The 21,906-nt window shown below is 47.8% G+C and carries 22 protein-coding genes; 8 read left to right on the top strand and 14 right to left on the bottom strand.

The annotated features are described in order from the left end of the window. Nucleotides 1-90 precede the first annotated feature (90 nt). Nucleotides 91-1,155: a lipoate--protein ligase family protein gene (locus ACN081_RS03850; protein ID WP_419107017.1), complete on the top strand. Its 1,065-nt coding sequence runs from the start codon at nt 91-93 to the stop codon at nt 1,153-1,155. Nucleotides 1,156-1,260: 105 nt separating this feature from the next. On the opposite strand, the gene ACN081_RS03855 is transcribed toward ACN081_RS03850, so the two are convergent. Next, the gene (locus ACN081_RS03855) at nt 1,261-1,893 is read right to left on the bottom strand and encodes a MarC family protein (RefSeq protein ID WP_419107018.1); all 633 of its coding nucleotides are present in this window, start codon (nt 1,891-1,893) and stop codon (nt 1,261-1,263) included. A gap of 182 nt (nt 1,894-2,075) precedes the next feature. Between ACN081_RS03855 and ACN081_RS03860 the strand changes: the two genes are divergently transcribed. Then, nucleotides 2,076-2,351, top strand: coding sequence for a hypothetical protein (locus ACN081_RS03860; RefSeq protein ID WP_419102847.1), 276 nt, complete (start codon nt 2,076-2,078; stop codon nt 2,349-2,351). 94 nt (nt 2,352-2,445) lie between these two features. On the opposite strand, the gene ACN081_RS03865 is transcribed toward ACN081_RS03860, so the two are convergent. From ACN081_RS03865 to ACN081_RS03885, 5 genes are all read right to left on the bottom strand, one after another. Further along, nucleotides 2,446-2,799 (bottom strand): zinc ribbon domain-containing protein YjdM, encoded by a 354-nt coding sequence (locus ACN081_RS03865; RefSeq protein ID WP_419107019.1) that lies wholly within the window; start codon nt 2,797-2,799, stop codon nt 2,446-2,448. A 148-nt stretch (nt 2,800-2,947) separates the two neighbouring features. Further along, nucleotides 2,948-3,760, bottom strand: a complete 813-nt coding sequence (locus ACN081_RS03870) for a hypothetical protein (RefSeq protein WP_419107020.1) — start codon at nt 3,758-3,760, stop codon at nt 2,948-2,950. A 153-nt stretch (nt 3,761-3,913) separates the two neighbouring features. Continuing rightward, nucleotides 3,914-4,561 carry an ABC transporter ATP-binding protein gene (locus tag ACN081_RS03875; protein WP_419102852.1) on the bottom strand — a complete coding sequence of 216 codons (648 nt, stop codon included), beginning with the start codon at nt 4,559-4,561 and terminating at the stop codon, nt 3,914-3,916. Further along, nucleotides 4,558-6,162, bottom strand: coding sequence for an ABC transporter permease (locus ACN081_RS03880; protein ID WP_419102853.1), 1,605 nt, complete (start codon nt 6,160-6,162; stop codon nt 4,558-4,560). The genes ACN081_RS03875 and ACN081_RS03880 overlap by 4 nt, the downstream gene beginning before the upstream one ends. 88 nt (nt 6,163-6,250) lie before the next feature. Further along, nucleotides 6,251-7,300 carry an extracellular solute-binding protein gene (locus ACN081_RS03885; protein ID WP_419102854.1) on the bottom strand — a complete coding sequence of 350 codons (1,050 nt, stop codon included), beginning with the start codon at nt 7,298-7,300 and terminating at the stop codon, nt 6,251-6,253. 361 nt (nt 7,301-7,661) lie between these two features. Here ACN081_RS03885 and ACN081_RS03890 point away from each other — a divergent pair, with 361 nt between their 5' ends. The 3 genes from ACN081_RS03890 to ACN081_RS03900 all read left to right on the top strand — a co-directional run bounded on the left by ACN081_RS03890 (nt 7,662) and on the right by ACN081_RS03900 (nt 8,610). Further along, nucleotides 7,662-7,892 carry a type I restriction-modification system subunit M N-terminal domain-containing protein gene (locus ACN081_RS03890; RefSeq protein WP_419102855.1) on the top strand — a complete coding sequence of 77 codons (231 nt, stop codon included), beginning with the start codon at nt 7,662-7,664 and terminating at the stop codon, nt 7,890-7,892. A 261-nt stretch (nt 7,893-8,153) separates the two neighbouring features. Continuing rightward, the gene (locus ACN081_RS03895; protein WP_419102856.1) at nt 8,154-8,339 is read left to right on the top strand and encodes an N-6 DNA methylase; all 186 of its coding nucleotides are present in this window, start codon (nt 8,154-8,156) and stop codon (nt 8,337-8,339) included. A gap of 28 nt (nt 8,340-8,367) precedes the next feature. Beyond that, nucleotides 8,368-8,610: a hypothetical protein gene (locus tag ACN081_RS03900; protein ID WP_419107021.1), complete on the top strand. Its 243-nt coding sequence runs from the start codon at nt 8,368-8,370 to the stop codon at nt 8,608-8,610. A gap of 216 nt (nt 8,611-8,826) precedes the next feature. Here ACN081_RS03900 and ACN081_RS03905 read toward each other — a convergent pair whose 3' ends face one another. The 6 genes from ACN081_RS03905 to ACN081_RS03930 form a co-directional block, all read right to left on the bottom strand. After that, the gene (locus tag ACN081_RS03905) at nt 8,827-9,957 is read right to left on the bottom strand and encodes an AAA family ATPase (RefSeq protein ID WP_419102858.1); all 1,131 of its coding nucleotides are present in this window, start codon (nt 9,955-9,957) and stop codon (nt 8,827-8,829) included. Further along, nucleotides 9,954-11,594 (bottom strand): ATP-dependent nuclease, encoded by a 1,641-nt coding sequence (locus tag ACN081_RS03910; protein WP_419107022.1) that lies wholly within the window; start codon nt 11,592-11,594, stop codon nt 9,954-9,956. The genes ACN081_RS03905 and ACN081_RS03910 overlap by 4 nt, the downstream gene beginning before the upstream one ends. Next, on the bottom strand, nt 11,591-14,563 hold the full coding sequence (locus ACN081_RS03915) for a type III restriction-modification system endonuclease (RefSeq protein ID WP_419102860.1): 2,973 nt from the start codon (nt 14,561-14,563) through the stop codon (nt 11,591-11,593). Before ACN081_RS03915 ends, ACN081_RS03910 begins: the two co-directional genes overlap by 4 nt. A 3-nt stretch (nt 14,564-14,566) precedes the next feature. Then, nucleotides 14,567-16,531, bottom strand: a complete 1,965-nt coding sequence (locus ACN081_RS03920) for a DNA methyltransferase (protein WP_419102861.1) — start codon at nt 16,529-16,531, stop codon at nt 14,567-14,569. Between the two features lie 104 nt (nt 16,532-16,635). Beyond that, nucleotides 16,636-16,890: a helix-turn-helix domain-containing protein gene (locus tag ACN081_RS03925; protein WP_419107023.1), complete on the bottom strand. Its 255-nt coding sequence runs from the start codon at nt 16,888-16,890 to the stop codon at nt 16,636-16,638. A 419-nt stretch (nt 16,891-17,309) separates the two neighbouring features. Further along, nucleotides 17,310-17,462 (bottom strand): hypothetical protein, encoded by a 153-nt coding sequence (locus tag ACN081_RS03930; protein ID WP_419107024.1) that lies wholly within the window; start codon nt 17,460-17,462, stop codon nt 17,310-17,312. Nucleotides 17,463-17,641: 179 nt separating this feature from the next. On the opposite strand from ACN081_RS03930, the gene ACN081_RS03935 reads away from it, so the two are divergent. Beyond that, complete coding sequence (locus tag ACN081_RS03935) at nt 17,642-17,809, top strand: hypothetical protein (RefSeq protein WP_419102863.1); 168 nt, start codon at nt 17,642-17,644, stop codon at nt 17,807-17,809. 682 nt (nt 17,810-18,491) lie between these two features. On the opposite strand, the gene ychF is transcribed toward ACN081_RS03935, so the two are convergent. Together ychF and ACN081_RS03945 are read right to left on the bottom strand one after the other, a co-directional pair. Beyond that, the gene (gene ychF, locus ACN081_RS03940; RefSeq protein WP_419100786.1) at nt 18,492-19,577 is read right to left on the bottom strand and encodes a redox-regulated ATPase YchF; all 1,086 of its coding nucleotides are present in this window, start codon (nt 19,575-19,577) and stop codon (nt 18,492-18,494) included. 71 nt (nt 19,578-19,648) lie between these two features. Continuing rightward, the gene (locus ACN081_RS03945; RefSeq protein WP_419102864.1) at nt 19,649-19,975 is read right to left on the bottom strand and encodes a DMT family transporter; all 327 of its coding nucleotides are present in this window, start codon (nt 19,973-19,975) and stop codon (nt 19,649-19,651) included. A gap of 182 nt (nt 19,976-20,157) precedes the next feature. Between ACN081_RS03945 and ACN081_RS03950 the strand changes: the two genes are divergently transcribed. After that, entirely contained in the window at nt 20,158-21,246 is a 1,089-nt protein-coding gene (locus ACN081_RS03950) for a sensor histidine kinase (protein ID WP_419107025.1), read from the top strand. 35 nt (nt 21,247-21,281) lie between these two features. Beyond that, nucleotides 21,282-21,902 carry a response regulator transcription factor gene (locus ACN081_RS03955; RefSeq protein WP_419107026.1) on the top strand — a complete coding sequence of 207 codons (621 nt, stop codon included), beginning with the start codon at nt 21,282-21,284 and terminating at the stop codon, nt 21,900-21,902. The last annotated feature ends 4 nt before the right edge of the window (nt 21,903-21,906 follow it).

The raw sequence follows: 21,906 nt of genomic DNA on the forward strand, positions 1-21,906 counted from the left end.
CCGATAAGAGTTGTATAGCTTATCTAGAGGAGTACGTCTTAAATGAACTTAGGTCTACCTAAGAGACTCAAAGCTCTCTAAGCTAGAAGTATGAGCAAAACTTATCACTACGAACATAAAGTCCCCGGCGGAAAACTTGTTGTTGCAGACCTTTGCACTGACGGCGCAGAAGTGACCAAAGCACAAATATCAGGTGATTTCTTTATCGAACCTGATGAGGCGTTCCTCGCTGTTTCTCCTGCACTTGTAGGGATACCGGTACGAGCAAGCGTGGAAGAAATTAGCGGTCGTCTTGAGACAGCACTTGAAGGGTATCCAAACGCTCAGATGCATGGAGTGAGCTGTTACGATATTGCCTTTGCGGTGCGTCGAGCATTAGCTGAAGCAAAAATCTTTTCTGACTTTGAGTGGGAAATAATTGACCCAGGTGTTCTCCCCACTCCGCTTAACGTTGCTTTAGACGAGTATCTTCTCGAAGAAGTTCGACAGGGGCGACGCAAACCGACCCTACGTTTTTGGCATTGGGATGATTGCGCAACCGTCATTGGTGCATTTCAGTCATATCAGAATGAGTTGCACCCCGAAGGTATCAAAGAACATCATGTGCAGGTAGTACGTCGTGCAACCGGTGGCGGTGCCATGTTTATGGAAGGTGGAAACTGCATCACCTATTCCATCTATGCACCAGAATCTCTTGTAGCAGGTCTTTCTTATGAAGAGTCGTATGAGTTTCTTGATCAGTGGGTGCTTCAGGCGTTAGCGGAGCACGGGGTGAATGCTTGGTATCAGCCTATTAATGACATCACCTCTGATGCCGGAAAGATTGGTGGTGCAGCCCAGAAGCGAAGCCACGGCATTATCCTGCATCATGTCACGATGAGCTACGATATTGACGCCGATAAAATGCTTGAAGTTTTGCGTATTGGTAAGGCAAAAATCTCTGATAAGGGTGTACGTTCGGCAAAGAAACGTGTAGACCCACTACGCCGGCAGACGGGTGCTACTCGTGAAGAAATTATTCAGACCATGAAAGCGGTGTTCGCTTCTCGCTATGGGGCAACAATGGGTGAGCTCACGACCCAAGAACGTGAACAAGCCCAAAAACTTGTTGATGAAAAATACGGCACGACTGAGTGGACACATCGAGTACCCTAAAGGTGAGGTAGGCGCTGAGCTGTCATAGGGGCAAAGGCTCTGGGGCGGCAACCTTGTAAAGAAGGTTGCCGCCCCAGAGAATCCTGTTGGTAGAAGGTGTTGAGGTTAGTGCGCAAGCCCTGGGAAAGCGCCGAGCATGCCGGCAATGAGCATCTGCATTCCGATAACACCTAATAGAAGACCCATTAAACGGGTCATAATATTCAGACCATTTTGACCTAAGAATTTTACGATACCGCTACCGTAACGGAAGCAAAGATACGTCACCACACACAAGAGCCCAAAGGCAGCCAAGGTGATGGGGATATCAGTTGAATTTCCTTGAGCAGAATAGTTCATTGCAGTGGCAATAGTTCCAGGTCCAGCAAGTAACGGCATACCAAGAGGCGATATTGCCACTGATAGCATCTGCTCTTTGCTCGCTTCCTGATCAGATTGGCTTGGGTGAGCAAAAGAAGAATGGTTCCCTTGTAGCATGTGGTAACCAATCAAGAAGACGAGTATGCCTCCGACAATCCGTAGAGCGGGCAACCCGATACCGAATTCTTCAAAGATGAGCTTTCCAGAAAGTGAAAACACCACGACAATAGAGAAAGCAAAAAGTAGTGAACGGGCCGCCACCGAATTACGTGTTTTAGTGTCGTCTCCTTGAACAAGGCTAATGAACACTGGCAAATTTGACAGTGGGTTCATGATGGCAAAAAATGCCATAAAGATGGTCATGAATTGAGCAAGCATAGTGTTTTTCTGTCGATTAAAATCTTCTTTAGCACCGCTTATTATACCGTTCATGAGCTACCGTCAAGAAGTAACTCTACGCACCTCATTTGAGCATGAGTATTCCGTTTGAGGATTTTTTCTTTTATTCTAGATATTAGGGAATATAACAGAATACTCATCCATATTTTTAGGGGAATATGATGAACGCTCAGAAAAGGACGTTAGGGATTATTGTTCTTTTCCTAACATTGTTCGCAACATTTTTGACACCATCTCAAGCAGCTGAAGTAACTGCCCAGACAGTAGATTATTCTATCGTGCAAGCTCTCAATGAAAGTGTTGTACAGCAGACGACCGAAGCTCATGCCACAGTAAGCACGTTTAATACGATGGGAATCGTTTTTGTATTGGCTCTTTTGACACCGTGGCTAGGGGTTGCCCTCTACCGCCGTTTTCATGAGAACTGTATTCCTTAAACACTGAAGATATAAAGATGACGGTAGTAAAGCACCCCTTTTTATTGCGGGGTTGCTTTACTACCGTCATTTTTATCGGAGTTCTAGAAAAATTCTAGTTTGATTTTTTGACGAACTGAGATTTGAGGTACATCTGCCCTGCGCCTGGAACTTTTGCTTCGATATCGTGACCGTTCACAGGGCTTTCAAGAAGACGGATGCTCTTGACTTTCGTGCCGCTTTTAATATCGGCGCCACCTTTGACTTTAAGCCCCTTAACAATGGTGACAGCGTCACCATCTGAAAGTTCGTTACCAACAGCGTCAAGAATTTTAGCAGCCTGTTCGGCGGTATCTTCGGTGCTTTCTTCAGCAGACCACTCGTGTCCACACATGGGGCAGACCCATAGGGTGCCTTGCTCGTAACTATATTCTTCGGTGCATTCTGGGCATGCGGGTGCGACGGACATGACTGTCTCCTGTCATTCGTTAATCTGTGTTCGCCCCATTATCCCATAGATTCTTCATCTTCGTTGATACAGGTAGAGGGCGCGCAAACTCCTTGAAACATGCGCTCCCCCCCTACAGATAAAGTCTCAGCGTATAGAGAAACAAAGATTAATCAATAGATTCTAGAGAACGGCCTTCTTCGTGTGCTTTACGTTTAAGCTCACGTACACGAGCACGCTCGCGCTTATTCCTGTCCGTACGAATGCGTAGCACCGTATACGTCACGAAGAGGGCAGTGTAAATGGCAAGAGAAACATACGTATCAATCAGCCACGGTAGATTCTCGGGTTCATGCAACCGGTCAGAGAACACAAGGAATCGTCGAATAAACACAAAAATCACGTTTGCATACAGCAAGAAGTAGAAGAAATACGATGCTTTATGGAGCTTCTGCCAGTTCGCAGCCTTCATAGAGAAACGAATCTTTTTGAAGGACGTAATAAACAACGGCAGTCCAACAATAAGCAGCAGGAGTGATGTCCAGAAAAGAATGTCATAAGGAACTTCTGCTTCGCCGTGGTCAATGAGCCAGCTCAAACCATAGAGCAGAAGATGGCAGAATGAGGTGATGCACGCAAAGATAGAAAGTTCGCCACGGATAGCATATAGCTCTCTCGTTGCCTTATTCCATGGTTTGATAACACCTTGGAACATCACAATAGTGAAGAATACGAAGCCAACCGAGCCACGCTTCATCTGACTCATAAAAGGCCACCACCACTCATCTACAGGGTAGCTATCGGTTAGTGCCCAGTGAATCCACAGACCCGAAACAATAAAGGTGATGACGGTGATTCCCAGATAATACAAAACTGCGTGAGAACGAATAGAACGACGCAATATAAAGACCAAGGGAACGATGACGGCGAAGCCTATAATCACCAAGTTCTCATGGACTAAAAAGTCTAAAACAGAAAGCATGAAAGGCTCTTCTCAACTCATTTTACAGAACTTAGGCAAGCCTAACATAAGTTATAAAATTTTCAGTGTTTTACTAAATACTACACAGAGAAGCAGAAGGTATATGACGTATACTCACCCACAGTGCATCAGCAATACCCCAACGACTAAAAGCTATCGCATTGTTTTCATCTGAACAATATTCTCAGCTAACGTTTCAGCATCGTCATGATCATGAGTTACCAACACCGAAGTTACTTTCGCAGCCTGCAAAAGCGATTTAATCTCTTCTCTCACGTTCTGCCTCAAATGAGTATCTAGATGAGAAAACGGCTCATCCAACAAAAGCACCTCAGGTTTCGGCGCTAATGCTCTAGCTACAGCAACACGTTGCTGCTGCCCGCCAGATAACTGATAAGGATAACGATTCTGGTAGCCGCCCATACCAACTAACTGCAGCACCTCATCAACACGCTCTTTACGTACTGAACGAGGGACACCTATCAAACCATAAGCAATATTTTTCTCAACCGTCATATGAGGGAACAACGCATAATCCTGAAAAATCATGCCAATATTACGATGCTCAGCCTCCACAAAACACCTCGTATCAGAGAGCACCCTATCCCCCATTCTGATAACCCCAGAATCTGGTTTTTCAAGTCCTGCAATCAGACGCAACACCGTTGTTTTCGCACAGCCACTAGGACCCAAAAGAGCAGTACACTCCCCAGAAGGAATCTCTACACTAAAACCATCTAGCTGACGGATACGTGAACCAAGGTACGAAAAAACAATATTAGTGAGTTTGATGGTTGTCATCGTAAAGTCTTATCTTTCTTGTCCGTAGATGAGCCACGTGCCACCAGTAAAAGAACAGGTATAAACGCCAAACCAATAATGAGAAGACTTGCCAACGCTGATTCTGGAATCTGCTCATCATTAGCATATTGAAACACCGTCGTTGAGAGCGTCGAAAAATTATACGGTCGAAGAATTAACACAATAGGAAGCTCTTTAACCATGTCAATAAACGCTAAAAGAAAAGCACCATATAACGCAGTTTTCATCATTGGAAGGTCAACACGAACTAATGTTTTGGTTGGCCCGTGTCCTAAACATCGAGACGCTTCAGTAAAACGTGTGCCAATACGTTCAAAACCAGATTCTATCGGTTGCATCGACACCGCAAGATAGCGAATCAGATAAGCTAACACAATCATTGCTGGGTTTAACGTCAGAGGAAGTCCCCACGCATTTGCGACCCAAAAAATGAGAGACAGAATAGATAAGGCGATAACCGTTGAAGGAATAGAATACCCAACGACAGTGATGCGAGCCATCAACTTTGAAAACCGTGTAGGCCATATACGTTGATGTTCAGCCACAATCACCGCGCATAAGGTGGTCAGCAGTGCACCCACAAAAGCAACACTCAAGGTGGCGCTAAAAGCTTCAACGATTCCGCTCCGACGAATATTATCCCACGATAAAACAGCCCAATACACCATCTGCCCAACAGGAATCACTAAGGCAACAATGAAAGTTCCCCAACACAGTGCAGGAACAACAATCTTGCGCCACCCGTCAAGAGCAACAGCCTGAATAGGTGTGACCTGAGCAGAAGCATACGCATAAGAACGCCGCCCACGAAGAGCCTTCTCCCCCATGCTCACAGAGGTCACCACAATCAGAAGAATAGCAGCAAGTTTAAGACCCGAAGCAACATCATTAAAACCAAGCCAAGCCTTAAAAATTGCGGTCGTAAAAACATTCAACCCAAAATGAGACACCACACCATAATCGCTCAACACTTCAAACGCCATCAGCGTCGCACCGGCAACAACAGCGTTACGAGTCAACGGCAAAATGACCCGAAAATACGTGCGAGTTCTTGAAGCACCCAACATACGAGACGCTTCGAGTAGCTGACCGGCTTGACGGTCAAGAAAACTTCTGACCACCAAATAAATGTATGGGTACAGAAAAAGTGTAAAAACAAAAATTGCGCCATAGATATTTTGGATATCCAAAAAGCCCGGTGGAGGGGTCCACCCTAAATGTTCTCGGAAGAAGATCTGTATCGGACCGGTGTACCCCGTCAGCGATACATAAGTGTACCCCCCAATATAAGGCGGGATAGCTAACGGCATCACCAACGCTACCGATAAGAACTTACGCCCAGGGAATTGGTAGGCTGTCACAAACCACGCCAAAGCACTAGCTAAAATAATCCCACATAAAACACTGCTGATAGTTAAAAGAGCAGTTTCGATAAGGTAATCAGCAAGTAGATACTGTTGAATATGCCGCCAAGTATCGTTAACAGGCGAGAAAAGCCCCATGAGCACACCAAGAATCGGCAGCGCCATCACACATACGATGAGGCTACTTCCGGCGAGCCATCCAATACGGGCTTTCACAGTTAGCTGTCCTTTCAACAAGGTTCAAGACAATAACAGATGTGCCGGGCACCGTTTAAGGTACCCGGCACATCACAGTGAATGGTGTTTACTTCCAGCCAACCTGATCAAAGATGCGGGTTGCTTCAGGCTTATCCTTACCAAAGGTTGAGAAGTCTAAGTCTTGAGTGGTGAACTCGCCCCAAGATTTCTGTGGCTCAGGAAGACCAGTCTTAGGATTCAGAGGGAACTCACCGTTCTCTTGTGCAATAAACTCTTGAGTCTTTTCAGAAGATAGGAATTCAAGGAACTTAATAGCATTGTCCTTATTCTTAGCTCCCTTAAGTACGGAAGCATAAGAAAGGTTGAGGTGAGTCTTCTCAGGGAAAATCATGCCCACTTTTTCGGTCACTTTAACAACCTCGGGGTCAGATGAACGGTTCATCAGAGCCCAATAGTAAGAGTTCATGATAGCAAGATCGCCTTCACCTGCTGCAACTGCTTTAGCTTGGTCACGGTCGTTACCTTTAGGTTCGCGTGCGAAGTTATCGACAACGCCTTGCGCCCATTCAGTAGCCTTTTCCTGACCATCAAGAGCAACGAAGCTTGCTAGAAGAGCTTGGTTATATGAAGAGGATGAGGAGCGTGCCAGAACTTTACCCTTCCACTCTGGTTTAGTGATGTCCTCATAGGTTTTGATGGTTGAAGGGTCAACGGTGTCTTTGTTATAGGCAATGACACGTGCACGGGAGACAATACCCATCCAGTTTTCCCCACGATATTTTTCGGGGATGTTGTTTGCAATGGTCTCAGAGGTGGAGTCTGCGATGACTCCTGCGTCATTGAGCTGTGAGATAGATTCTGCACCAACGGTCAAGAAAACATCAGCTTCAGGGTTGTTAGCTTCTCGAGTGACTCGTTCGATGAGTTCACCAGATTTGCCTTCAACGACGTTGAGTTTAATTCCGGTCTCTTCCTCAAACATTTTGTAGACTTCTTTGTCTGCATCATAGTGACGTGAGGAATAGAGGTTGAGAACTTTGGTATTGCTCTTATCTTCACTGGGAGCAGCCGTAGTGGTGTCAGCGGCCCCAGAGCAACCGACTACTCCGGTTGCGAAAAGGGCAGTGGCAAAGGTTGTAGCCAGAAAGCGACGCATAGAAACTCCTTAGTTTTGTTAGGCGTCAAAGCAAGATGGCTTCATATTATCAACTGTTTTTCAGGTTTGCCTAACCTCAACCCACAAGGCGTGTTGCACATTACTATACCAATAAAACACCTTCTGACATGCTCATTCTTTGACACACACCTCTTGCAACTAAACATATTTAGTTGTGATAAAAAGTAAATAAATTTTCTTCATCAACTAAAAATCACTCAGAACAAACCCCTCAACACGCCACTATTCTCTAGAACAACACCATCTCATCTGAGCACTTTTGATCGGCAGCTACGCTAGAGTTCTTGGATGGTACATCCTGATTGAGCACCACCGCATAAAGAATAAAGGAATTATTCATATGGATAAGCAGCAACTCGCTTCACAAATTTGGAAAGCCGCTAATAAGATGAGCGGGTCCTTAGACGCTAACGATTACAAGGACTTGATTCTTAGTCTGACGTTTTACAAGTTCCTCTCTGGTCGTGAGGTTGAGCTTTTTGTGAATAACGGGCTTAGCCGTGAATCGCTTGAGGTGCAGCTATCTGGGGATAAGGGGAGGCGCATTACTCAGAGTCTCAAGAAGAACTAGGGTATTTCATCGCCTATCTCGAATTATCTTCCATCTGAGAAGAAAACCTTAATGATTTGAAGCCTTCTTGGGTCGTCGACACCGAACAGGCTTTTGATAGCCAAGTTCACCCAGCTTACAGGTCTATTTTCCATGAGATTTTCTCGCCTTTAGCAGCCACTGTACCAAAGTTGGGCACGGATGCAAATACTCAGGATAAAAAGCTGCGTGAGCTTATCCGTATCGTGAGAGATTCCTACAGATGGTCACCAAAACTATGATGTGCTTGGTTATGTCCACGAATATTTGATTTCTCATTTCGCGGCGAACGCTGGCAAGTCAGCTGGCGAGTTTTATAGCCCTCACCAGGCGGCATCGGTGATGGCTGAAATCGTAGGTTATCATTTGGCTGGACATGATGGTATTCAGGTGTATGATCCCGCCAGAGAATATGCCTCCCTCTTGTGACACATTGGTGAGGCGGTTACTCACCGTAATGGTGATTCTGACTCAGTCCAGTATTACGCAAGAATTACAGAAAACGGCTTATGCGCTCCCCCTCCCCCGTATGGACTTGATTATGCGGGGTATTCGTCTAGCTAACATCATCACTCGTGAAGGTGATTCTCTTGATGCAGATTGGCCAATGATTGACCCTAGCATAGGGGAATATCACCCATTATTCGTGGACGTGGTGCTATCAAAAACGTTGGATAAGACCTTGATACAAAATCAATAGTATGCGCGAGTACGCACTTGCGAGTTGAAATAGCGCGGTAACACGCGAAACACTCAGTCAGCGATGGTGCGGCACTCGCGGTCATATGAGTCGCCCTTCCACGACTTGCTTTGGCGGTGTGTATTGGGCGGTAATCGGACGAGTTTGTGCACCCATCTTTCTGTGTCAAGTGAAGAGCTTCAAAAGGTATGGGAAAGCGTCGAATTGTTACATCAACTATTGCTCGGAGGATTCAGGATTCCAGGTGCTAATTGGAATGAATGGATTTTCTCGTAGCCTTCGCATCAGAGTTTTGTCGTTGACGATTATGGCGACCGATGCTCTTGCTCTTGTAACTCCAACGTAGAAGAGGCAAGCGCTCTTGTCTGCCAAAGGCGTGCCGTCTGCAATCAGTTTGAGCATGGGCTTGGTCGGAACGATGATTACCCGTTCGTAGGTGAGCCCCTTAACTGTTCCTATGTTCTTGAATTCCAGATCAGTGAGGTGTTTGCCAGATGCTTTACTACTGCGCAGAGGCATCGGATGATAATTTTCGAGATAGGCTGCAAGGTGTTGTTCGTGCACGAGAAAGACACCATCATGTCCAGTTACCGCCAAGTTTTGGGAGTTCGTTCGTGCGAACCCTAGTTCAGTGGGAAAAATACGGTCTGAGAAGTCAGCAATTCTCTGGTTTGATCGCCATGTGTTACATAGCTCTTTGAATTCAAGGAGACCCGCCGATTCGTACTTCCGGTACCAGTTGATGAGTCCAAGACGATCCGCGTTTCGGTTTTTCGATGATGTTTGATCGCTATCAAGCAGGGACTGCCTGACATCACCGACCAAGATTAGGTGCGGTGTCGCTTGTTTCAGGAATCGCTTGATGACGTCGAGGCTTTTTCGGCTGATGTCTTGCACTTCGTCAATGATTATTTCGTCGTAGATGCGGCCTAGCCGTTTTTCGACTGCACCTTGCATAGCTTCGGCGACATTGACTGCAAGCTCGGGTAATGTTTCTTTGTATATCGACCCACTCGAGGAGAAATAGCGCCGAATCCCTCCTAATTTGAAGTGGTCTTTGGGGTGCATATCACGGTCGAAAATAAATCCCGTAGGGCGTACGCCCGGGAATAGGATGGGGAGATATGGTCGGACGTAGTGTCTGATCATGAATGCGTACCAACCCATGACGTCTGGCATTTGAGACTGGCTACACGCGACGGAAAGTCGCGAAACGAGTTCTTCTTGCCCCGAGTCGGTGAGTGTGATGACCAGTCGTCTCTTTTGATTCGCCATATTAGCGCATCTTCGGACGATGAGCTCTGTTTTCCCTGCTCCAGCACAAGCGTGAACGAAGTTATGAATCATGATAATTCTCTTGTCCTGATCACGATGCTTTGAAGCGAGTTGATTGCATCTACGATGTATTTTGGAGGATTCAGCTTTTCCGGCGAAGTCGCAATTTTGAGCGCTGTAGCTGTCTTGTTCGTTGACATCCAATCCAATAGGTCTGTGTTGTTGTCCAGTCCAAGGACCGTTCGAAGAGTATCTTTACTATTCGCCGACATAATCTGATGCTCGAGCGTCTTCCCCAAATTGGGTTGGCCAACAAAGAGCTCGCGTTCGTTGGGCTTCGTGAAGTCCTTAATCTTATCCTGCCAGTGTTCCGGGGTCTTGCCATCGTTGTCGCGTAGCGCTACGAGTGTCCGATTCAGTACTGAAGCTAGTTCAAATCCTCGACGGAACGAGACCCCACCGATTGATATGACGTCCACTCCGTAGTCGAGAGGTTCAGCTCCGTATTTATCAAGAAAGAATCTGTTGAAAACGATCTCGTCGGAAGGTCCTTCAACCAGTACGGCCTTTTTCGCTAGGACGAGTCGTAACGTATCGAATCCAGAAAGTTTCTTGAAGTACTCTGATGTGCCGTCACTCAGTTCTTGGAATGCGTGCGCAGTGCCCTCGTGTAGGAGAACGAGCTGGTCTAGGCCAAGGCGGTTGAGGACGTATGAGCTGTGTGTGGTAACGAGTACCTGCCGTCCCTTACGTGCTGCTGAAATGTAAGAAAGCAGTTCACGCAAGCTTGTATGGCTGAGGTGGTTCTCCGGTTCTTCTACCAGTAGATAAGCGGAAGACTCAGACGACTTTCCCATCGCAAGAACCGTTTTGGCTATAGCCTGCGTTCCTTTTCCAGACTGAGAAAATGGAACCTTGTCTATCGCAGGTACCAGGGTGTTTGCCCATGATGATGAGCGCGACTGGTCAACTTGAATACCAAGCTTTAAGTGGCGCAATGCGGAAAAGTTCGTGCCCAATGCTCCGTCAAGCACTGTTAACAAACCATCGCCCAGAGAAGCCCTCATCTTACGGTGTTCAACTGAGACGTGGTTGCGCACTTTAGGATCAAGACGTTCTTCGACAATCTGACGCGTGTAATAGTCCATGCCCCGATTTGAGCGAATCGTGCGCGGGTCGATAACAGCAACCCCTAGTTCCTTGGGACGTCGATAGACAACTTGGTCGGCAAAATCTCGCCAATCGAGACGGTAGTACTCAACTGGGAGGATATGGGGACAATTCTCTTCTCGAAAATACTGCTCGGTCTCTTCCGAATAATCGGGGTCAGGATATGCGTGAATGGAGAGACCGACGCTATCTTCCTTTAGCAGGTTGTGAATGCCTCGCATCTTCTGGAATTCCCCATCTGGAACCTCAAGATGTATATCGATACGGAACTCTGGAATCGCAGGAAGCGAATCTCCAGCCTTCGTATTCGAGAGTGCGTTGAAGAAAGCATCGACAAGTTCCATGTTGAACCAGTAGGGGTTGAGCGCCTCACTTGCGGCCACACCTTCGAACTTGCCAGTGAGTGCCATCGTGATAGCTTCAAGAAGAGTGGACTTGCCCGCTTCATTTGCACCCACAATGATGTTCATTTCCTGGTGGGGGTTGAGAGTTAGCTCTTTGAACTTTCGGTAGCCTCGAATATGAACTTTCGTAATCACGACGCCACCACATGTTTGATAAGCGCGACGATGTCGTCGTGCTTGAGCTGTGATGCGAATTGGACATTGATGTTCTCGTCGCTGATGGATTCGAAGAACTTCTTGGCTGCCTTGAACCGGAGTTTCTCTGACTCGCGTAGGTCGGATTGGGCGTTGACGTCCTTGGTTTCGATGACAAAGTTTAGCGACAGATTGCCGTCTGTACCTTTGAGTACGTACATGAAGTCTGGGCTTGTGGTGCCACCGAAATAGACAGGCACGCGAATGGACCGCCTGGGAATCTTGCCGTAGACGATGACTTCGTCGAGCGCGTCGGAGTCTTGGATGTTGTCTTTTTCTTTCGGTGAATCGTAGACGAACGTGTCGTAGAGGAACTTATCTGGCACGTTCGCACTGGCGTCACGGTAGATACCGATGTTGCCTTGAACTATGTCTCGCAGCGGTTGTCCATCCGGCTCGGTCAGTGCTGTGGCTCCCAGTGGCGCGTCGATGCGTGTGTAGGAGAATCGGTTGATGAACTCGTGTTGCATCCATTCGTGGAACTGGGTGACGAACCTAGCCAGCGTGGCCTTGTTGAAGAATCCTTCCGGTAGCGGATGCTTCGCGTGGTAGCGCACAAGTCCAGCATTGATTGCTTGGAGTGGCAGATAGGTTTGCAGATAGACACCTTTAAGCCAGTCGCCGTAGGTGAGTGTGTCATCGATGGAGAACACAGCCTTGGTTGATATTTTTGCAATCAGTTCACCATCGTCGTTACGCTCGATTGTCTCTTGCGTGAACCGACCGGTTTGTGCCGTGTAGATACCCGAGTCTAAAATGCCGTCGATACAGGCTGCGATTTCATCCTCGGTGAGGTCTTCGAGCCGCAGGTAGTACTTGGCGTTGACAGCCTCCCAGAGGTCTTTGAGCTCGGCATAGCGTCCGGGGCGGATACCCACCTTGGTTTTGGACTTGTTCGTAACGACCTTATCGGGCTTGAGCTTGCCCACATTAAACTGCGGGTACGCTTCCAATAATTTAGATTCTTTACCTTCAATGATGTTCTTGTCGGTATCGACAAACCCTGCCTGTAGCAAGAGAATAAACAGGTCTGTTTCGGCAATTTTGAGTTCTGCAGCGACCTTGGGCAAGAGGTCCTTCACAGACGGGGTTGCCGTGGAAACGTCGGAGTTGATCTCACCGATCAGCGAGTTAGCAAACGACTCCTCGGTGTAATCGATTAAATACGTGAGGTAGAACTGCTCGTGTGCGAGGCGAGTGCCGTCCACGTCCACTGGCAGGCGCAGGCCGCGTCCGACTTCTTGCAACTTCGATATATCTGAGCCTGAGGAACGTAGTTTCACAATCTGGAAGACATTCGGGTTATCCCAGCCTTCGCGTAGCGTCCACTTCGAGAAAATGAACCGCATCGTATTGGGCGTGCCGTCCGGATGTGTGAATGACAGTAATGACTGCTTGTCGCGCAGAATCTGATTGACCTCGGTTTGAATCGCCTCATCGTTTGAAGAATTATCTGCCGAGAAATAACCGCCGTTCGTCGCCGTCACGTTCGTTACTGACGCACGCAGGTAGGCGACATACTCTTTACCGACCGTGGATGTGTCGTTCTTATGCTTGTCGATTTGCTCGGACAGCTTGGTGGTGAGCAGTTCGTGGAAGCGTTCACGTAGATGCCCTGGCCCGTCTTCACCACGGTAGGACTCAATCGAGTCGATGAAAAACAAGGTAAGAGTTTTGACTTTGGTAGAGCGGCGGAAATTCTCCCACTCGGCTTCGAAGTGATTATCGAGTGCTTGCTTCATCATCAAGCTCTGATAAGTCTCTGAATACACGCGGCTAACCAAAATATCACCTGCGGCAAGAATCTGCCCGTTCGATAACATGACACCGGATTTGATCAGCGCGTTCTCAGTCTTTCCCACACCTTCAACGGTGACCCCAGCGAAATCTCCATCGATATCACCCAGAGATTCACCAACCCTTAGTGTGATGGACCTGCCCGTGTCGAGGTTGTTGAACGTAGCGCTCTTAGGTTTAGAGCGCGACATTCCAGTGAGCTTCAAACGTACGGACTCACTACCGTCATCTTGCGGGTATTGGATTGCCACGCCCTTAACAAGCTGTTCATTAAACGCCTCAACCGATCCAAGGTTGAACACGAGATTGTTGTAATCGGTTGCTCCAGACTTATCGAGCTTCGGGAACGTTGCACCGAACCGGAAAATTGCTTGAGGCTGAATCTGCTCAAGTAGGACTTGGTAGGCCTTGTTCTCACGCCGGAATCTGTGAGGCTCATCAATAATGACAACCGGGCGGGTCATCGCCAGCGCCTCATAGGGCTGACTCGACATTCCCAGCACCGACTGGTCATAAATCGTCGCCATCGTTGCTTTCGACTGCAACATGCCATCGGTCATCAACAACGCGCTAATGCGGCCTTTAGCTAGCCGAGAGGCTTGCACAAAATTCGATATTGCCGATGGAAACATTTTGCGGCCCTTCGAACACTTCTGCGGATTAAGCACCTCAAGATCCAGCTTGAAACGAGCACCATACGTGTCGTCGAAATACTGGCGAGCATAATCGGCTTTGATAAAAGCGCGGGTACCTTCCTTAATCGGAGTTGATGGCACCAAAATGATGAACTTGTGGAACCCGTACAGCCGATTCAACTCGAACATCAACTGCGTGTACACCAAGGTCTTACCGGTACCGGTTTCCATCTTGATATCTACACCTAGCACGCCATCATCCGTGCGGGTACACCACGCTTTCGGCACAGCCGCCACACCATCAACAGCCCCAGCCTGTAGTTGGGCGATATTATGCGTGATCTGCGGATCACCAACGTCGAAGATTGGATTCGCCTCTGAAGGAGATGCGAAACTTAAATTAACATCCGCGAAAACCCCAGTCGCTGCGTCCAACGCGCGCTGCTGATGGTCAAGAGTTTGAAGCCTAATCTGCATCAGTTAGAACCTCTCAATCACGTCAATGCTTTTGCCCGACTTCAACACAGCCAAATTCTTCTTCAGCTCGTGCATCACCGAGAACTCAACCGAATAACCGAACACCACAACCCGAGACAAACCCAGTTCGCCAGTCTCCAGTAGGCGGACGAGAGTCACCACGTCATCGCTCGTTAGCCCAGTGTCAATGACGTAGCCAGAATCGCCACACACGTCGAGGGAATAGTCGGTCAGTGTCACCTTCTTAGCGGAGGCCGTTAAGCCGTAGCCGTCCTTCACCAGCCATGTTGCCAAGACGGTATCATGGCCAGGTGTCCCCTTCAGATCGAACTTCGACACATAGTCCCCAGCAAATAACGCATCCGAAACCGCTGGGTCGAAACGCTCAAGCTGATCCAAAACCTTACCAGATGGTTCCTCCAAACGATACAGGCGGAACCCATAATCAATATCCGCGCCAGTCTCTTCCTTGATTTTCGCGGCCGCACGATGAATACGTTCACGCGCTATGCCATCAATAGTTGTAAATCCAGCTTCATAGGCTGATCGTGACGCACTCGACTTTGAGTCGGGCGTGACTCTCTCTGGTAGCTGAACCAGAATCCAGTTATTTGTCGAATGATCAAACGCATTGTTACGCATTACAGCCTCAGCAGAAGTTCCAGACCCGGAGAAAAAATCCAAGAAGAGCCCATCAGGCTGCACTAGTGACATTAAGTGTCTAATCAAGTTGACTGGTTTTGGGTAATCAAAGAATTTATCACCCATTACAGACATTGCGTCCGCATTGCCTCTGGCAGAACTGACTCCGTCGAGATGTTGAACCGTTAATCCATTAATCTCAATCAGATTCTGAGGGGGAACGGAACGCTCGATAGGAGTGTCGGTGTTATCTACGAGCAGATACTGTTTGAAATAAACGGACCAGCCGTTTTTCTGCTTCTTACAAATAAGAAAGTCGTGCTCAAATCCCCAGGAGACTTTTTCGCGACTCCACCGCCAGTTCCAGTGTTCTTGCCTTGAACCGCCATTGCCCGGCCAAAGCTGGCTCCCGTCAGGCATTGTAATTGGGTAGTTAAGTGCTTCAGAGTAGTGGCTCCCCGTCATTCGTCGATCCAATTTATTTTCTTTGTAGCCCCCACGTTCTGCATAGTAGTCATCGGTGAGTCTGTATTCGGAGGCATCTGGAGATACGCCACGAAACATGCTTAGAGATTTATTTTTACTGTACACAACAACATACTCAGTAACGGTCTTCAAATCATTTCCGGTATTTGAACCCGGAGTTGAACGCCATACGAGCGTCCCTACCGAATTCATTTCGCCGAAAACTTCATCAGCGATCAAGCTCAAGTTTGGCTGTTCGTTCTCGTCGATGCTGATGAAGATAACACCGTCGTCTGCGAGCAGTTCTTTCGCCAGTTGGAGTCTCGGGTACATGAAGGTGAGCCATGCCGAGTGCGAGGCCTTTCCTTGGAGATCGAGGACTCGTTCCGCTTCATCTTCGCTGAGCCCGATCTTATCGACGAGCTGCGCGGGGGTGAATCCGAAGTCGTCGTTGTAGACGAACCCGTCAGATCCCGTGTTGTAGGGCGGATCGATATAGATGCATTTGACCTGGCCTGCGTATGAGCCGAGAAGATGCTTGAGTGCATCGAGGTTGTCACCGACGATGTAGAGGTTCTCCGAGTCCTTGTTCTCCAGCTGGCTGTTGTGGTCAAGGTCGGGGACGACAACGGTCTCGGTTTCGGTGGAGGTCAGGTACTTGGCATATGATTTGCCGAGGAACTTCAGCTCGTAGCCTTCTTTGGTTATGCTGATATCGCCTTCCTTGAGGCTCTCTTGGAGCCGGTCGAGCATGAAGGCCCCGTCTCTATCGAAGTACTCGGGCAACGCTGCGCGGAGTCGTTCGATCTCAAAGTCGTTCGGAGTGACGGTTTCGTTGTGTTCACGTGCATCTCGGATCATTGTGCGATCTCCTGTTCGTTCGGGACGACCTCGCAAATGTCGGCGATGTCGCGGTTGAGTACGTTACAGATTCGGGTTAGGACGCCGGTAGCGATGTTTCCAGTTTATCCGAGTTTGGCAATGGCTACTGTGCTGAGCCCTACGTATTCTTGGAATTGGGTTTCGGTTATGCCACGGTCGATAAGTAGTTTCCACAGGGGGGGGTGTAGCTGATAGTAGCATTCTTGGGCATAGGGTTCCTCCATGTCAATGATGTCCTCGTTATGGTTGCTTTCAAGGAAGCCGTAGCGGCCGTGACTTTCTTGTTTAGTAAAGCAGATTGGGTTGCAGCGGGATTGCAGTTCGGTTATATCAGGCATGTATTTTTATGTTGTCAACGATACTCGCCTGTCCGAGGTCTTAACATCTGACTAGAAAGCCAGACAAGGCTAGCCGGTTGATCGTCTCATCAATATACAGAATACTCGACGGTGGTGTAAGTTTGGGTGGTTTGAATGGAATTTCAAACGCTCTAGGGTGATATCGCTGACAAAGATAAAGATTTCATAAATAACGCTACCTAAACCAAGCCCAATCTTGCCTTTATTATTCCCTCGGTCGGTATAACGGAGCTTGTCGACAAAGTTGTTAAGAACCCGTTTTGGAGGCTCGCCAACAGCTTTGAGGAGAATTCTTCCGCATACCACCTATCAGCAACTCATCAGCGAGATTCGGCCTAATCGAACACGAGTCTCTAAAACATATCTGGACCATTCATCGATAGAGCACAAGCTAATAGTTATCCGTTTATTTCCGGCGTCAGGTTCTTGCACAAGCCTCCCCAAAAAATGATGATAGACGCAATAAATTCACCAAAATCGTCGGAACCTTTCAACATCAGGCAATGCAAGCCAACCAGATTATTGAACTCATTCTGCTCGGCATTTTTCACCTCTATAATTGTTTAGTAGGTTGCCCACCACTTTACTCACTCACAGATTCGTTGCACATGGAAGTACAAGAACAAAACGAACAACGATTTTGATTTTACAGTCTCATTTCACTCTCGGAATGTTCAACTGCACAAATACACAGTCGCGTTGTGACAAACATAGATAAAAGGAAAAAGATATGGGCGAACAAAACACGAAGCAAACATCTCAGCCAAGGCATCGAAACTTCTGCGCGATTGCTCATACCTCTGCACGGACAAAGCCCGTGGCTGGTTCTGCGCTAGCTCAAACCAAACCAGACAAGGGCAAGTACACCGTTCAGAGGTTTTCGCAACGCGGTCGATAGCATTGAAAGGCCCATCAATTTTCTCTTTCGGCACCACAGCCGTAATCAACAGGCGCACCAGAACCTTCACCTACTTTTCCGCATACGCAGACCCACGTTCGGAAGTCCACCGTTGAGAGCCTGGAGGACACCACCTCAAACTGAGTTACTCTAGGGCTGGGTTGACGCTCATCATTGCATCTGTTCGAGACCGCAAAATACCAAGATCTATATATGGGAGACATACAACGCCCACTGCCAATTAGGAAACCGAAACCGTACCTTCAACGGAATACGTCGTACACGAGAACTAGCCAAGAGAATCAGTTCAATAAGTTTCCCTCATCAAAACACCAAATGTGCAAACGCAAGTAACGATTGATGTTGATAACGATGGGTATCTTCTAGGATTAGAGATAGTCTCCGCATCAGTTGACTTACGTGATGATGTTCTTCATGACACACAGCACCTATAACAAGTGCCTTGTATCCCAGCTCTGTGAAAAGCAGATAGAGCTAGCGAAATTTTGCTAATAATTTTTGTGAGTTGTCCCTGCCAAGGATAAGGCGCTCACATAGCGGTTATAACTTTTTCTCTGGCTGACGCTGTCTAATCGCTCAAGGGTGGTACCAGCACATACTGGTACCACCCTTGAACAGTAACAAAAATGCCACCACGACATACAACAACATTTTTGCAGGCTTAGACGTTAAACCTAAACTCCACAACGTCACCATCGTGCATCACGTATTCTTTGCCTTCCATACGTACCTGTCCACGAGATTTGGCTTCTTGCATTGAGCCGGCTGCATCGAGGTCAGCAAAAGATACAACTTCAGCTTTGATGAATCCGCGTTCAAAGTCAGTGTGGATGACACCGGCAGCCTGTGGTGCGGTGTCGCCTTGGTTGATGGTCCACGCGCGGGCTTCTTTCGGGCCAGCAGTGAGGTATGTTTGTAACCCAAGGGTGGAGAAACCGACGCGAGCGAGTTTGTCGAGACCAGATTCGTCTTGTCCGCTCATCTCGAGCATTTCGCGGGCTTCTTCTTCGTCAAGCTCTACCATGTCGGCTTCAAGTTTTGCGTCCAAGAATACTGCTTCAGCTGGTGCAACAAGGTCACGCAGTTCTTGCTGTTTCTCAGCTGATTGCAAGATACCGTCGTCAGAGTTAAAGACGTAGATGAAGGGTTTAGTAGTCAGAAGGTTGAGTTCTTTGAGGTAGGACAGTTCAATACCTGCGGTTTTTGCTTGAGAGATGACGGTCTCCCCCGCTTCAAGAACTTTTTGAGCTTTACGGTATTCTTCGAGCTGGGCGGGGTCGCCTTTTTTAATTTTGACGGCTTTTTCCAGACGTGGAATCGCGTTTTCGAGGGTCTGCAAATCAGCAAGAATCAACTCAGTGTTAATCGTTTCCATATCGGAGGCTGGGTCAACTTTACCGTCTACGTGAATGACGTCGGGGTCGTCGAAGGCGCGCACAACTTGTGCAATAGCCTGTGCGTCACGAATATTGGCAAGGAACTGGTTACCGAGACCTTCGCCTTCAGAGGCACCACGCACAATACCGGCAATGTCCACAAAGGATACGGTTGCCGGCAGGATACGTTCTGAACCAAAAATTTCGGCTAGACGGTTCAGGCGGGGGTCGGGAAGGTTAACAACACCGATGTTTGGTTCGATGGTTGCAAAGGGGTAGTTCGCTGCAAGAACAGTGTTCTTGGTGAGCGCGTTGAAAAGGGTTGATTTGCCGACGTTGGGCAAACCTACGATGCCAATAGTTAAAGCCACACTAATACCTTTATCTTGTGAAAATTGTTGGAGTCTTGCTCATAAGTCTACTCGCTCTTTAGCGTTCCTTGTTAGTGGCTGGCAGCACCTGAGAGGTTAAGAATCAGCACACCAGCAATAATGAGCCCAACACCAATAACTTTAACGACGCTCAGAGGCTCACCGAGGAACACTGCACCAATACCAACGATGGCAGCTGTACCTAACCCGCTCCACATTGCGTAGGCAACACCTACAGGAATATCTTTGACCGCGTGTGATAACCCAAAGAATGATAGTCCGTACAAGCTCAAGCACCCTAATGTGGGCAGTAGGCGAGTAAATCCTTCGGTAGTTTTGAGCAATGAGGTTGCGATGAGTTCGGCGCCAATGGCAAGAAAGAGAAAGAGGTAGGGCATGGAGTTGTCCTTCAATAAGGGTTATGAGTAAGACGATGAGCGTAAAATCTTTTCCAGTCTAGCAATAGCCTGCCATGAGAGCCGAGAGTTCGGGGTAGGGTCTCTCACCCTGACATTTGTCATGGAATACTTCGGTGGTATGACACTGGTTGAGCGCCGCCCTAAAACGAGATGATAATTGCATGAAAACACAAAAAATTACTCAAAAAATTTTAGCTCCTCTTCCTAGCCTCATTTTTCTAGGTTTTCCGATAGCTGTCCTTTTCCATATAGCGTCTACCCCTTTTGAACATATTATTGGGTGGGGTTTGCTCCTGATTTTTGCCGGAATCTATCTTGGCAATTTTGTGGTTATCGGTAAACGTCCAAAGCGTTCATCGGCCACCATCGTTCCCCTCATCTATGGTTCGCTTTTACTTTTTCTGCCTATTAGCGCCTTGGCGTGGATATTTGGTGTTGAGATGTTCACGAGCTTCCCTTATTTTGTTGCATTGTGGATGTTTTTGGCTCCGTTAACGGTTGCAATGGGCGTTTCGTTAGTCCTTATCGTATTTTTTGTTGGACTCATCATCATGGTTTCCCCTGATTCTTGGCCTGTAGCAATTGGCCCGATGATTGGTGTTTTTGCTATCTATTGTGCTGGGATTGCCGATGTCGTAGGGACAAAGCATCAAGAACGAAAAACTCAACTGACCGTTGAGAAAGAGCAATCTCGTATCGCCCGAGACTTACACGATTCGTTAGGTCAGACTCTCACCACGATTAATCTCAAAACACAACTCGTATCAGCCTTCCTCAATAACGACACCCAAAAGGCCCGTGAAGAACTCGAAAATATTAAAGAGCTCACCAGCACCGCTCTAGCGCAATTACGGTCAACGGTCACGCGTCTTAAAACCCCTGGGCTATCTGGAGAGTTAGAAGATCTCAAAGTTTTGTTCTCTCATTGTGATATTCAGCTTCAGTTACCCGAAAAATCTACGGCAGACCAGCGTTATGACATACTCTTTGGGTGGGTGCTCAGAGAAGCCTCAACCAATATTTTGCGTCATGCCAAGGCTTCTACAGTGACAGTTCGTGTCACGGAGAAGACCCTAGAAATTATTGATGACGGAGTCGGTATTGCGAAGGCTACCGATGGTCATGGAATACTGGGTATCAAAGAGCGTGTAGCAGAATCCGGTGGCGTAGTATCTATCACCAATGCCACCGATCGTCCGCTGCGCCCTGGTACACGCGTATTTGTTGATATGTCTGGTGCATCAAACTAGATGCACTGCCCAGTATCTGTTCTAAGGAGAGTGTGATGATACGAATTGTTATTGCTGACGATCAACAACTCATCCGTGAAGCTCTGCGCACACTTCTAGAATTACATGATGATTTGACGGTTGTTGGGTTAGCAGCTGATGGTTTTGAAGCGCTGGCTCTAGTAGAAGAGGAGCAACCTGATGTTCTTCTACTTGACCTTGAGATGCCGCGTAGCAGCGGGTTTGATGTACTCGAAAAACTCGCACAGGGCCATAGTTCTACAAAGTCCCTCATCATTACGACGTTCTCTCGCCCAGGATATTTACAAAGGGCATTAGAGAATGATGCACGCGGGTTCATCGTCAAAGACACTCCAGCTGAAAAGCTGGCACAGCACATTCGTGCCGTGCACACTGGAGAAAAGGTTATCGACCCTCATCTTGCTGCGCAGTCTTGTATCGTCGGCAATAACCCGTTGACATCACGCGAACAAGAGGTGCTCAGCGTCGCTCATCGCGGTGATTCTATTCAGGCTATTGCCGCAATAGTTCACCTCAGCGAAGGTACCACCCGCAATCATCTGTCTTCTGCTATTGCAAAACTTGGTGCAGCTAACCGGCACCAAGCCTCGCAGATGGCACAAGAACGCGGGTGGATTACCACACACTACACATAAACAC

The sequence above is a fragment of the Rothia sp. P13129 genome, from assembly GCF_048512865.1.
Classification (GTDB): Bacteria; Actinomycetota; Actinomycetes; order Actinomycetales; family Micrococcaceae; genus Rothia.

Excerpts from the sequence above, each read along its gene's own strand:
- ACN081_RS03870 (WP_419107020.1), bottom strand. The coding sequence starts at position 3,760 with ATGCTTTCTGTTTTAGACTTTTTAGTCCATGAGAACTTGGTGATTATA.
- ACN081_RS03925 (WP_419107023.1), bottom strand. The coding sequence starts at position 16,890 with ATGCCTGATATAACCGAACTGCAATCCCGCTGCAACCCAATCTGCTTT.
- ACN081_RS03920 (WP_419102861.1), bottom strand. The coding sequence starts at position 16,531 with ATGATCCGAGATGCACGTGAACACAACGAAACCGTCACTCCGAACGAC.
- ACN081_RS03915 (WP_419102860.1), bottom strand. The coding sequence starts at position 14,563 with ATGCAGATTAGGCTTCAAACTCTTGACCATCAGCAGCGCGCGTTGGAC.
- ACN081_RS03860 (WP_419102847.1), top strand. The coding sequence starts at position 2,076 with ATGAACGCTCAGAAAAGGACGTTAGGGATTATTGTTCTTTTCCTAACA.
- ACN081_RS03955 (WP_419107026.1), top strand. The coding sequence starts at position 21,282 with ATGATACGAATTGTTATTGCTGACGATCAACAACTCATCCGTGAAGCT.
- ACN081_RS03935 (WP_419102863.1), top strand. The coding sequence starts at position 17,642 with ATGGGCGAACAAAACACGAAGCAAACATCTCAGCCAAGGCATCGAAAC.
- ACN081_RS03945 (WP_419102864.1), bottom strand. The coding sequence starts at position 19,975 with ATGCCCTACCTCTTTCTCTTTCTTGCCATTGGCGCCGAACTCATCGCA.
- ACN081_RS03900 (WP_419107021.1), top strand. The coding sequence starts at position 8,368 with ATGGTGATTCTGACTCAGTCCAGTATTACGCAAGAATTACAGAAAACG.
- ACN081_RS03850 (WP_419107017.1), top strand. The coding sequence starts at position 91 with ATGAGCAAAACTTATCACTACGAACATAAAGTCCCCGGCGGAAAACTT.
- ACN081_RS03950 (WP_419107025.1), top strand. The coding sequence starts at position 20,158 with ATGAAAACACAAAAAATTACTCAAAAAATTTTAGCTCCTCTTCCTAGC.
- ACN081_RS03865 (WP_419107019.1), bottom strand. The coding sequence starts at position 2,799 with ATGTCCGTCGCACCCGCATGCCCAGAATGCACCGAAGAATATAGTTAC.
- ACN081_RS03885 (WP_419102854.1), bottom strand. The coding sequence starts at position 7,300 with ATGCGTCGCTTTCTGGCTACAACCTTTGCCACTGCCCTTTTCGCAACC.
- ACN081_RS03905 (WP_419102858.1), bottom strand. The coding sequence starts at position 9,957 with ATGATTCATAACTTCGTTCACGCTTGTGCTGGAGCAGGGAAAACAGAG.
- ACN081_RS03875 (WP_419102852.1), bottom strand. The coding sequence starts at position 4,561 with ATGACAACCATCAAACTCACTAATATTGTTTTTTCGTACCTTGGTTCA.
- ACN081_RS03890 (WP_419102855.1), top strand. The coding sequence starts at position 7,662 with ATGGATAAGCAGCAACTCGCTTCACAAATTTGGAAAGCCGCTAATAAG.
- ACN081_RS03855 (WP_419107018.1), bottom strand. The coding sequence starts at position 1,893 with ATGCTTGCTCAATTCATGACCATCTTTATGGCATTTTTTGCCATCATG.